This window comes from Bradyrhizobium manausense (assembly GCF_001440035.1).
Classification (GTDB): Bacteria; Pseudomonadota; Alphaproteobacteria; order Rhizobiales; family Xanthobacteraceae; genus Bradyrhizobium; species Bradyrhizobium manausense.
In genome coordinates, this window is the sequence record NZ_LJYG01000088.1 from 40,926 (window position 1) to 52,994 (window position 12,069).

Sequence of the window (12,069 nt, forward strand, 5' to 3'; positions counted from 1 at the left end):
GAGGCAGGCGGCGCCGCCTGCTTCATACGATCTGGCAAGCGACGGCGGATCGAAGTCGGTGCGAATGAGCCCCTTCGACGGGGATGCTCTCTTAACTTCAGCGATGAGAGCATAGCCACCTGACGCGTGCTTTTTACGAATTGCGTTGAGAAAACCGCGCGGAGACGGTGCACGCTGTGCGTGCGCGTCGAGCTCGGCACGGGGAAGCGCGCGTCTGGCAGCTGCTATTTCTTCGCGCTTATATGTCTCGATCTTCGTCAGAATGTCGAGGTCAGTCATCTTGTCTATTCGGCGTTGGAGACTGCGACCAGATGCTTCAGGCACGCCGCGGCGGCGCCGCTGCCAAGTGATTCCTGCCCGATCCCCACTCCTTCCTTCAAAGTTGTAGCGCGACCGGCCACTATAAAGGCTCCTGCCGCGTTCAACAGGGCAACATCACGATATGGGCCTGGCCAACCCTCGAGCACGCTTCGTAGTGCAAGCGCGTTGGTATGGGGGTCCCCACCCGCCAAGCCCGCCTCTCCAGAACGGGGGAGCCCGGCTTCTTCCGGCGTCACCTCGAAGCTGCGAATTTGACCTTTGTCGAGGGCGCTGACAAAGGTAGGACCCGTGAGCGTGATCTCGTCGAGCCCATTGCTGCCGTGGACCACCCAGGCCGATTCCGCGCCGAGTCTCTGCAAAACTTCCGCTAACGGTTGCACCCACTTGCGCGAAAACACGCCGACCATCTGCCGCTTCACCCCTGCGGGATTGCAGAGCGGCCCGACGAGATTAAAAATCGTTCGGGTCGCGAGCTCGACCCGGGTTGCGCTCACGTTTTTCAACGCTGGATGGTGGGTCGACGCAAACATGAACCCGATGCCGGCATCTCGGACACAGCGAGCGACACCGTCCGCGTTCAAGTCGATCTTGACGCCGAGCGATGCCAGTACATCTGCCGAGCCGGAGCGTGAGGAGAGTGCGCGATTGCCATGCTTGGCGACTGGAATACCGGCGCCCGCGACAATGAAGGAAGCACATGTCGAGACGTTGACCGAACCCAAACCGTCGCCGCCCGTGCCCGCAATGTCGATCGATTCGGCGGGCGCATTGACCCGCAGCATTTTGTTGCGCATCGCGGAAACCGCGCCGGTGATTTCCTCCACTGTCTCGCCGCGCACCCTCAGCCCCAATAGCAACCCGCCCATTTGCGAGGAAGTCGCCTTGCCCGACATCATACTGTCAATCGCCGAGGCCATTTCCTGCTGATCTAACAGGGCGCCGCTTGCGACTTTGCTCATAATTAATTTCAGATCCATCGTCTGCTCTCAGATCGGTCGGAGTGCGTTGGTCGCGCTTAGAATTGGGTAAGAGCAGATGGATCGATCGGGACGCCGATTTTCCATCGTGGGAGCCGACGAAGCTAGAGTTTTGGCTCCTCATCGCTTTTCGCCTGCCCGGCGTCGCTTCTGGCCTCGATCACCGCTACGCAATTAGTGTCTTGGCCCATCCAAACAAAACGCGCGGCAATTGAAACATGCTCCAGATCTCGCTCGCACTACAGCACACCTCATCAGCATTCACGCGAACCGCGAGTGCACCTGCATCCTTCGGGCGGCAGTCGCTTTTCGGTCGTGATCGATCTTTGAAGCCTACAACTTGACGCTGCGATAACTTCAAGCAATTTAGTGAACGAACATGAGGCCACACACTCACAAACGCTTGCGGACTTTTCGCCAACACTGGCGTTCAGCAGCCTGGCGAACATTGCCACACGACTTACCCTCGCCCCCGTTCCACTCGCCCCCGGCGGAACCGTGGTAAATGCCTTAGCCGGCAGCGATTGAGCAGCGACGCGCGCGGTCCAAACAGAGAAGCGCCGCCTGCCTAACGTCGGTGGGTGGGCGCCGGTAGTCCACGGTGGAGGGTGGCAATGATCGAGGGGTTTTTCTTCCGGACGGATCGAGCTCGATGTGCGCTTCGGCATTCATGGAGACACCCCCGCCGGTGCGCTCGGCGGGGGCTCTGCAGGCAGATGATGCGAGGCTCGCGAACGAGTGTCCCATAAAGCACCCGCACTCGCTGGACGCTTAACCTGCGGCAAGCTCGGATTTCTTTGTCCGCACGCCTTTGGTCCATGATCGCGGCATCGTCGATAAGTTGAGCATCGATTGCCGGAAGATACGCATTATCGGCTGAACCGCCGACTATGCGCACCTTTCGGCTATCCGCCTCAGTTTCATGCCGACACTCCTAAATGAAGCTTCAGAATGCTCTGCGCTTAGGCAATTCAGACGGACGTTCGGGCACGCGCGATGTTGTCCGGAGGTAAGGCCCGTACCGACGATAGCGCTCACGCCTTTTCCGAGAGCGCCATGCGCGAATAGCGAACCCAGCTGCAAACCCCACGAACAGGATAGGAAGCAGAACTAGAAACAGCGTCATTAAGAAGTCTCTCTTTCCAAAGCGGTTGCGCTTTCCCGGCGGAACAGCGAGGAGATCATGAAACGGCCCCTTCTCGTTGTTTGTGTCGACACTGGTATGCCTTTACAACTTGACGCTGGGTCCGGTTCAAGCCCCCGACGGTTCTCGCGACGCAATACTATGCTGGAAGCGGCAGCCGACACTGCTTCGCTCAAGGGCAGATCGTCGAAGATGGATCGATGATATCCGCTGACATAGCTCAGCCGCTCACCTGGCGGCACCAGCTCATGTGCATTATCTCGGGTCAGAAACGAATCAGTTGTGCGCCGAGCCAGCTTCCTGCTCGTGGAACATCGGCAATTCGCTCGCCCGTTTCTCACCTAGCTGCGCTTGTGCCACGGCGCTGAGCGAGCTGAGCGTTCAGCCGGCGGCAACCGGATCGATTGTCCGCGGTTAGCTGTGACAGGCACGCGAAAAGGTCGCGTTGCGTCGACATTTTGACCGGCCTAGAGCTGGAGCTGCGCGCAAACGCAGCGAGGCTTCATCGCGATTGGTAGCTTCAGCTTGACGCGGCGTTTACAGATCCTACAGAAGTCATAGAAGAATACTCCCGCAAATGCGATCCTAAGGCTGCGAAATGAAGGTGAAAGAGCTTATTGAGGTTCTATCAGGATGCGAGCAGGATGCTGATGTCGTTATCCCGGACTCGTTTTCGCCACACGGAGCCTTCGCCGTGGTGAAGGCCGTCCAGACCGGGTGGACTTATAATCCGCAGCTTGCGATCGACGATATGTCCTTTTGGATCGATGGGGTCGACTACGTTGAGCCGCCGCGCGGTAGCTATATAGCTCGTGGAGTGAGGCTGCTCGGTCCAAAATGTGGACCTGTCCTCGCAATCCAATAGATCCTCAGAAACGGATGACGTTGACCGGCTTTAGTTCATCGATTGCTTGGTCCCGCCATCAAAGACCTTGCGAAGCCCCTGACAGCCGCTTTTTTGCCGCCCAGGTGCTTTTGGCACGAACGCAAACAGATTGAAGGAGATGGACCAAATCTCTTGGTCAGCCGATGCGTGGCACGTTCCTGCGCTGCCCAGCCGATCGCTTCACTGAAAGGTTTGGCCCAAGGATGCCGAAATCCTTTTGTGGAGACAATTTGTCAAAAAGGTCCAGAAATTGAGACCATCGGCGCTCACCAGACGGCTTTGGCCGCTCAGTGAGCTATTTGGCAGCCTGGAACGTGTGGACGTGCACGGCCCAAGGCTCTAACGAAGCCGTCGAGCATTTGCGAGACACGCGTGACGAAAACCGTACCTGGTCAGAAGCAACAGGCGCTGCCATATAAAGTCGAATCAGGATTGTTGACCGGCCTGTCAGGCCTTGTGGCGACGCTTACGCGCAGATCGATCAATGAGGAAGTCATCCAACTTTCGGCCGGCGCGCAGTTGCGGGTCGAGCCATCTGGGTAATTTGCCGCGTCCTGACCAAGTTTGCGCCGGGTTCTTCGGATTTCGATACTTTGGCCGCACTGGCGGGTATGGTCGGCGCTCACGGGTGGGCGGAGGTGGGTTATCGAGCGCTCCGATGGTTCGCAGCCGCTCCTCGAGTCTGACCTTTTCCGCCGCAATCCGTTGGTTTAGAGCGGCGGACACCTTCTCGTGGAGATTCCACAGCTCGTCGACACTCATTGACTTCAGGTCATTCATCTTCATTGCGGTCTGCCAGCGCGAGAAAATTTCATCGATCAAATAGTCGCGCGAGAACTAATCTGCAAGCGCTATCGCAAATAGCGAAACGAACAACTTAATAGAGAACCATTCGGGCTGAACTGCGCTGCCGCATCGCGCGGATCGCGTGATGCGGCTCTCTGGTTGCAAAGCAAGCTTACGGACGGCGCTAACAATTCGTATTTCTAAGCAATACATCGCCCTCCACTGCGCGGGGATAGAGCCTTACCACTTCGAATGAAGGTAAAAGCTCAAGGATGGCGTTTAGGGACAGCTGGCCTTCATAAAGCTCGCGGTCACTATATTCCGTGTAGATGAACCGCGTATTGCTCAAAGCGCGTTTGCCACCGGCGATGACATCGGACTCCGCTCCCTGAACATCCATCCAAATCAAATCAATCTTGTCCAGTTTAGCTTCACTGCTCCAGTCATCCAGCCTTCGAGTTTCAACCGAGATCGGCTTATCGAATCGAACCCATTCATATTCAGCAAGATGATTCTTTGGTCGGCGTATTGAGCCAGAGAGGTCCCATTCCTCGACCTCCCCGTCCCCATTGCTTGGGTGGAAATCAATCTTTCCATTTCGATCGCTAATCGCAATTTCAAACAGCCTCACCTTGTCGAGGGCCGAATGTAGATTTTTCTTGAAGCGGACCACAGCACGGGGGTCCGGCTCAAAACAGTAGAACCGCGCCTCGGGGCACAGCTCCACAAACCGCTTCGTGTCGGTTCCATCATTACAGCCGATGTCCAGAATAACGGGGCTCGGATTTCCCAGAAGTGAAACAAGCTGCTCGTGGACATGTAGCTTCGAGGTCGATTCTAGCATGCGCTATAGTCCTCAAGTATGGGCTGCGTTGACAGCGTCGGAAGATCCTCTCTGAACAAGGGCGTAATCTTCATCAAGCCTCTCCTTTGGTTAAATGCACGTGCGACTCATGCCGTGCGACTATCGCCCGACGCTTTGGACCCGTGCCTTCGATCCCCTTTTTCAATACGCTGGAAAAGCGAGATCGTTGCTGCCATGCGATTGCGGTCGGCGTGATAAATAATCTCATCCCATTCGTCGCCAGGATCGGGCTCAACTGGATCCCGCACGACGGGATCTCCAAGCAGGCATACCCTATATTCAAGGACGACGTCGAATCATCGTTCGATCTTTCAGTGCCGATTTGATGCACGCAAGCAGTTCGCCATTGTTGAACGGCTTATCCAGGAAATGCGACACGCCGACCTGCAGCGCGCGCGCACGTTTGTCGTCGTCGGGGCCAGTCACAAGCAGAATGGTGGGAATTACGTTTCCGGATAAGATGAGCTGCTCGTATAAACCGAGCCCATTTGACCTCGGCAACTGCGTGTCAGCGATTAAACAAGACGTGCTGCTATAGCCGTTTGAGCTCAGGAATTCATCTGCACTTCGGAACAGCTCGGCGACGCAGCCGGCCGAAATGAGCATGTTCATGAGTGGTTCACGGACCGACTGATCGTCGCACACGACGGAGATGATATTGAGCGTGTGGGCCATTCGGACTAAATCTAGGAGGGACCTCTTCTGCACCTGCGAGGCGACCTGACCGCACTGCACTCGATCCTTCTGAAGCAGCATTCAACAACACCTGCAATCGATAGTTCTCGCTTTCCGGGAAGCTAAGACCGGAGCCAGCGGTGGTTCAATCGAACGGAAGTAGGTAGCCGACATCGAAACGGTTGGACTATTTATACAAAGGTTTGCTGGCAGCCCTCGACCAGACGGTCGCCGAAAACATTTGCTTTAACTGGCATCCGCCCTCGATGCTCGAGGCGTACCTTAAGACTCTTCTCGGTGCCATCCTGATAGACCTGAATTCATGTTTCAAAGCGTTTTTCTTATCGACCGTCCGCGGTCGCTCGTAAAATCGATTGTATAGATAGAACATATCCGAACAGTGGATGGGTCGTTCGTCACGGGCAAAAGCTAGCGGACGGCTAGGGGTTGCGAATCCTCATCGTTAGTTTCTAAAGACCCAAAAAATGGATCGATGCACCGCCCATGCTTCACGCCTGCGAACCTGCCTGCAACGCACCATCCGGGGCCGGGTCATCCGACCGGTATTCGTGCAGCCAGCCTAGCCGCTTCAGATGGACCGATCCCGACTATCCCGACGAACCACGAGGGTGGTGTCGGAATTTCCTGATTAGTCGGCCTCCAGAGATGCAGACAGTAGCGACTGTTATTTACATATTCCGATCGGCGCGGATGAAGCTGCATCACGCACTCTTCCTCGTCCCAAAATAGATCCTTGACGAAGCACATCTCCTGCCAGTTCGGACAGCGCCGCGGGATCGAGACGGAGACATGTTCCCAGCGCGGGTGGAGCGATCCGACGATCTTGAGGTTAGCGCCGCAGGGTCCCTGCACGATGAAGACACCGCAAGGACCTGATCCAGGTGCGCTGGCGAACTGTCCATATCGTACCCGACCGCCCTCGAGCTGGTCCCCAATTTGCGCTCTCATGCTAACTCCTTTGCCGTGCAGATGCTGGCGTAGATCATATTCTTCTCAGACGCTTCCTCGAGCACTGCCGAGTATTGATCATTCTGCTTCCTCATCCGTTCACTTTCTGCATTCATGAAATACGTCGTTGTTCCACGCGTTTAGCTCTGCCGTGCTCGTGCTGATTTGGCGCAAGGCCCGATCGCGTCGAAACCTGGGCAATGCCTTAAGATTAGGCGAGAGGGAGTGCCGCTCTGCCGCCGCTCCCATTGGCTCGCAGCTGAACGAGCGGTCGAGCTCCCCAAAACAACGCGAGCTCATCGATAAGCAAGGAGCGGCCGCCGTGACGCCACACTGCGGCATAGCTGATTGCAAACCTTCAAGCGGTCCATCTCTTGAAGTGAACGGTTGATCCTAGGTCCGAATAAGACAATCTGTTCGGCGGGCCGTCGTTCGACAAAAGAACACGCGCAGCAGAATTTAGGGAAAGCGATGGTGATGGCGCAGTCGATCAGCGAAACACGAACCTGCTCCATTTGTTCCGATGGCGCCACCGGTCTTGTCCGATGCTTCAATCCGAGGCCGCCAATGATCGGAGGCAAACGAAACGGACGCGCCGCGCCGACCCCCAAAGGCTTCTTCTGCCATTGCCGATTGCGTGCGGGCGCCTCGATACGAGCGCTACAACCATAGCGTTCCTGATCTCGCTTGTGCCCTTCATCGCGCATTGATTCGAACGCTCTTTACATGTGTTTGATCCCCCGCGAGGCCGCCTTCTCTCCCTGAGGGCTGACTCATCGACACACGTTGACGCCGTGAAGTCGATCGCGATTGTCTGAAGACCTACAACCTGACGCAACGTTAGATTCAAGCCACTTCAATGCCGGGCTAAGCCTTATTCCACTACCAGCATAGTCGCTTGTGGAGGGCCGCGCCCGCTGGTCAACAATGACGTTGGATGCGAAGGCTGCCCATAGCAGGAGCGGTTCTGCTGCGGCGTTAAACCGCCAAGCATTCGACGCGGAATTCCCAATTCCGGCCACGAACATCGCTAAGACATGGCGCGACATGAAAACGGGGACGACTCATGCGAGCGCTACGGGACTGGAGCATCAACTCTGCAATACAGAAAGATACGGCGATTAAGCTACTTCAGATCCAGCTAGAAACAACGCCTGAATGAACTTGAGTGTCAGATACCAGATCTTTCGGCTATAGCGGTCAGAGCGCTCGCGTTATCGCGGGACATTGGGGACATTCGTTGCTCGGCAGAGTCAGTTAGCGCACTAACAGACCTCCTTCGGAGATAGCCTTGTCTCGTTCTCGTCGCTGCATGGAACGTTGCGTACTTTACGGCTAATCGGTGTCGCCTTCAGATAGCCGTCGCGAGCTAACGGCGATATCCATGAGCTATAGAGCAATCGGCTACGTCCGACCCGCCAGTGGCCTTCAGATTCGAGATCCCCTGTCATTTTATGTTGGCAGCGGAATTCGGAGCGGCAGGTTAGCCTCGGGTCATGCCTGGTTCGTCAGCCGCACCGATTGGCGCCACGTGTCGAGCCGGTTATAGCGAGATCCGCCGGCCCGTCTAGCTATCTTGATTTTCTGAGGCTCGTGGGATCGATTCGGCAGACGCGCCCACTGAGCTTCTTGCGATCGAGCTCGCCCTCCCACCAGGCGACGATCACGCAGGCGACGCCGTTGCCGCAAAGATTGGTCAGCGCGCGGCATTCGCTCATGAATTTGTCGATGCCGAGCACGATTGCCATGCCCGGCACGAGGCGCGGGTCGACGACCGCCAGCGTCGCGGCGAGCGTGATGAAGCCCGCACCGGTGATGCCGGAGGCTCCCTTCGAGGTCAGCATGGCCACCACCAGGATGGTCATCTGCTGTCCTAATGTGAGGTCGAAGCCAAGCGCCTGCGCAATGAATAGGGTCGACAACGTCATGTAGATGTTGGTGCCGTCGAGGTTGAACGAGTAGCCCGTTGGCACCACGAGGCCGACCACCGACTTGGAGCAGCCGAGACGCTCCAGCTTCTCCATCAAGGACGGCAGCGCGCTTTCGGAGGACGAGGTGCCGAGCACGATCAGCAGCTCGTCCTTGATATAGGCAAGGAACTTGAAGATCGAGAAGCCGGCAAGCCGAGCGATGGTGCCGAGCACGATGACCACGAACAACGCCGCGGTGACGTAGAACGTCGCGATCAGGCCGACGAGGTTGAGGATCGCGCCGGTGCCGAACTTGCCGATGGTATAGGCCATCGCGCCGAAGGCGCCGATCGGTGCCGCGCGCATCACGATCGAGATCACGCCAAACACGGCATAGGCGGCATCGTCAATGAAGTTGCGGATCGCGTGTCCCCGTTCGCCGAGGCCCATGATGGCGAAGCCGAACAATACCGAGAACAGCAGCACCTGGAGGATCTCGCCTTGCGCGAAAGCGCCGACAACGGTGTCAGGGATAATGTGCAGAATGAGGTCGACGGTTTTCTGCCCCTCGGCCTGCTTGGCGTAATTGGCAACTGCGTTGGCGCTCGCCGCGGCGCTGCCGAAGCCTGCGCCCGGCCTGACGAGATTGCCGACGATGAGTCCGATCAGGAGTGCAAACGTCGACACAATCTCGAAATAGACCAGCGCCTTGACGCCGATGCGGCCGACCTTCTTGGCATCTTGGATGTGGGAGATGCCAGAGACGACCGTACAGAAGATGATCGGCGCGATCACCATCTTGATCAGCTTGATGAAGCCGTCGCCCATCGCCTTGATCCAGTCGTTGGTAGCGACCGAGGGCCATAACCACCCAACGATGGTGCCCAGCATAATTGCGATCAACACCTGGGCGTACAGAATCTTGTACCAAGGCTTCATGGGCAACACGACGACCCGAAGATCGAGAGACATTTCAAAGGCTCATCGCTCCGATCGCACGTCGGAAGTGCGCGCCAGCGCTGTAAGCTCAGTTTCAAGCTTCGGCCGCTGCTTGAAAATTGCATCGATTAATGCCGGCACAGGTTGATCGGCCCCCTCGACCAGCATTGCTTTCTCGGCGCGCTTGGAGGGAGCGAACACGCGCTTAACGATTGTCGGGGAGCCCTTAAGACCACATTTCTGTGTATCTACTATGCCTGCATCCTGCGCGTTCCATTTTACGATGTCAGTACGTGCCGCGCGCAGCGCGTCCTTCATGCCACCTCGCCGGATCTCGTTTGTCGCCTCCAGCATGGTAATGAGACATGGAAGCTTGGTTCGAAGCACCTGCACGCCGCCTTCCGAACGTCGCTCCACCTCGATTGCGCGCGCCGCGAGATCAAGGCTCGTGATCTCGGCGACGTAGGTGAGCTGAACCACGCCAAGCCGTTTGGCAATACCAGGCCCAACCTGCGCTGTGTCGCCGTCGATCGTCTGCTTGCCAGCGAAGATGAGGTCGGGCGTGCCGTACTCTTCTCCAATCTTACGAATGGCCGCCGCCAGCGCGTAAGTCGTCGCCAGCGTATCGGCGCCTGCGAAAACACGATCGGTGAGCAACACAGCGCGATCCGCCCCGAAGGTCAGCGCCTTTCGAAGCGAGTCTTCGGCGGCGGGGGGGCCCATGGTCAGAACAGTGATCTCGCCACCAATCCTGTCGCGCAGCTCCATGGCGGCCTCGAGCGCAAACAAATCGTAAGGATTGACGATTGTTGGTACGCCTTGGCGCATAATGGTGTTGGTTACGGGATGGACGCGAATCTGCGCTGAGTCCGGAACCTGTTTTATGCAAACGACGTTGTGCATCGGCTATCTCTCCAATAGCTGGTGGGAACTGGGAGTAGAACGGCAGATCTCTGACGGGCGTCGGGAATCAGACGTTGATGTAGATGAATTGGCGCGGGCACACTGCCGGCGATGGTTGAAAGCCGCGACGCAACAAGTCGACGGTGCGTCGCAGATAGCACCATGGCTTCCGCATGTTCACTCCAGCATGCGACAAGTGATAGTGCGGCCGTAATCGGTCTAGGCGTTCCATACGATTGTCCCTTCGGGCGACCTTCAATCTGAGGCCGTCTCAAGTTTTTGAATTACCACCAGGCCTGAGCGCTGCTGGCTTTTAGAACAGAACAGGGCGGGCCTGACGAACAAGCGGGGGCGCGCCGGCCCGCCCCTACATCACCAGACTGGGTGACGATGCTACGTTGAACAAAGCAAGTCGTGTGCCGCGACCGAGAGCGCTGCATTTACAAGCAGTTCTCATGCGCTTCTTCGAAGGGACAGCTTTTGTGAACATCAAGTCATTCGAATTGTCACCAAGGCAACAATTGTCCCCAGTTCGCTACGGCCTGCAGCCACGACAGTCCGGCTCACGGTTTTTTTCATCAGGAATGTTTGCGACTTTCGAAGCCCACTGATGCGTCGTCACCAAGAAGCATTCGTGCTCCGTGGAAACGTACCGTCCGAAGCGCTTCTCAAGGCGTTGGGCCCGGACTGCGCAGCAATCCGAGCCCATAGCCTCAGCAACACGGTAGCGCGGGTTGTTCGGCTACTGCCACAAACTAGATAGAGACGTTCTTAAGGCGCATTGATGTCGCTCAAGAGCCAAGTGTCGCAGGTCGGAAGACCACATCGCAAACAGTGGCCTACTGAAGATCGTGCACAGGACGCCACTTGCGATTCGGGATGCGCCTGCGCGCGAAATAGTCGCCATGTTAAGAAGCCGATTTGAGCGCTGGGCGACGACTGATGGCTGCTATGAGTACGGTCAGGATGAGGCACGAGAGAGCCCTCAGCCAGGCGAGGATGCGGCGGAAATTGTGGCCGACGGCTGAAAGGATGACGTTGGCGGCATCGCCGGCGCGGCCTTTGAGGTAACAGCGGCCGAGGTGACCATCGGTCTTCAAATGTCCGATGATGGGTTCGATAGCGGATCGGCGTCGCAGCTCGCGTTTGATGGCTCCGAAGACACCGCGTTTCTGGCCGGAGATGAAGACGCGACGGGGATTTTGTACGTCGTGGCCGCGGTATCCCTTGTCGACATAGGCCCGCTCGATCGGACAGCCGGTGAGTGTCTCGGCGCGGTCGATGACGTCCCGCAAGGTGTGACCGTCGTACGGGTTATCGGGGAGCGCCCTGGCGTGGAGCACGAACAGGCCACCTGGAGCGCGGCGGTTGTTGGTGACGATGGAGGCTTTGACACCGAACTCGTAAGGCGCGGCGGCCTTGCCTTTGCCGATGCACTCCACCTCCGGGGCGTGGAAGGAATAAAGCTTCCAGCCGCGCTGGCGCTGCTGCTGCGAGCGGATCTGCGAGGCCCGGCTGAGCGGAAGGGCGAACGCGTTCTCGAGCACGGCCTGACCGTCGATCTTGCGGCGGATATCGCGAATGATCCGGCCCAGCCTCGAGCGCAGGATCCGCAACTGCCGCTGATGCCGCCTGAATTGCTTGGCATGGGCGTAGCGTCCCGCCATCATCGCGGCGGTCTTGGCAATGCGAAG

Annotated in this window: 10 protein-coding genes and 1 pseudogene; 1 reads left to right on the forward strand and 10 read right to left on the reverse strand. The window is 57.5% G+C overall.

Going from position 1 to position 12,069, the window contains the following annotated elements:
* A pseudogene (locus tag AOQ71_RS48250) lies at nt 1-279 on the reverse strand (indole-3-glycerol phosphate synthase TrpC); the annotation flags it as partial.
* A gap of 5 nt (nt 280-284) precedes the next feature.
* Nucleotides 285-1,298, reverse strand: a complete 1,014-nt coding sequence (gene trpD / locus AOQ71_RS20735; protein WP_057750175.1) for an anthranilate phosphoribosyltransferase — start codon at nt 1,296-1,298, stop codon at nt 285-287.
* A gap of 1,742 nt (nt 1,299-3,040) precedes the next feature.
* Here trpD and AOQ71_RS20740 point away from each other — a divergent pair.
* Nucleotides 3,041-3,307 carry a hypothetical protein gene (locus tag AOQ71_RS20740; RefSeq protein ID WP_057750178.1) on the forward strand — a complete coding sequence of 89 codons (267 nt, stop codon included), beginning with the start codon at nt 3,041-3,043 and terminating at the stop codon, nt 3,305-3,307.
* Nucleotides 3,308-3,775: 468 nt separating this feature from the next.
* Here AOQ71_RS20740 and AOQ71_RS43600 read toward each other — a convergent pair whose 3' ends face one another.
* From AOQ71_RS43600 to AOQ71_RS20770, 8 genes are all read right to left on the reverse strand, one after another.
* The gene (locus AOQ71_RS43600) at nt 3,776-4,150 is read right to left on the reverse strand and encodes an H-NS histone family protein (protein ID WP_347336704.1); all 375 of its coding nucleotides are present in this window, start codon (nt 4,148-4,150) and stop codon (nt 3,776-3,778) included.
* A 148-nt stretch (nt 4,151-4,298) separates the two neighbouring features.
* Nucleotides 4,299-4,958 (reverse strand): FkbM family methyltransferase, encoded by a 660-nt coding sequence (locus AOQ71_RS20745; RefSeq protein WP_057750180.1) that lies wholly within the window; start codon nt 4,956-4,958, stop codon nt 4,299-4,301.
* Nucleotides 4,959-5,258: 300 nt separating this feature from the next.
* Nucleotides 5,259-5,654: a response regulator gene (locus AOQ71_RS20750; protein ID WP_063958273.1), complete on the reverse strand. Its 396-nt coding sequence runs from the start codon at nt 5,652-5,654 to the stop codon at nt 5,259-5,261.
* 552 nt (nt 5,655-6,206) lie between these two features.
* Nucleotides 6,207-6,623, reverse strand: coding sequence for a DUF7694 domain-containing protein (locus tag AOQ71_RS50335; protein ID WP_083514367.1), 417 nt, complete (start codon nt 6,621-6,623; stop codon nt 6,207-6,209).
* A 296-nt stretch (nt 6,624-6,919) separates the two neighbouring features.
* The gene (locus tag AOQ71_RS45240; RefSeq protein WP_157083598.1) at nt 6,920-7,330 is read right to left on the reverse strand and encodes a hypothetical protein; all 411 of its coding nucleotides are present in this window, start codon (nt 7,328-7,330) and stop codon (nt 6,920-6,922) included.
* An 864-nt stretch (nt 7,331-8,194) separates the two neighbouring features.
* On the reverse strand, nt 8,195-9,505 hold the full coding sequence (gene dctA, locus AOQ71_RS20760) for a C4-dicarboxylate transporter DctA (RefSeq protein WP_057750188.1): 1,311 nt from the start codon (nt 9,503-9,505) through the stop codon (nt 8,195-8,197).
* Nucleotides 9,506-9,514: 9 nt separating this feature from the next.
* A complete protein-coding gene (locus AOQ71_RS20765; RefSeq protein ID WP_057750191.1) occupies nt 9,515-10,375 on the reverse strand; it encodes an electron transfer flavoprotein subunit beta/FixA family protein in 861 nt (286 codons plus the stop codon).
* 908 nt (nt 10,376-11,283) lie between these two features.
* Nucleotides 11,284-12,069 (reverse strand): transposase (locus AOQ71_RS20770; RefSeq protein ID WP_488226147.1); only part of this gene is annotated, 786 nt, incomplete at its 5' end.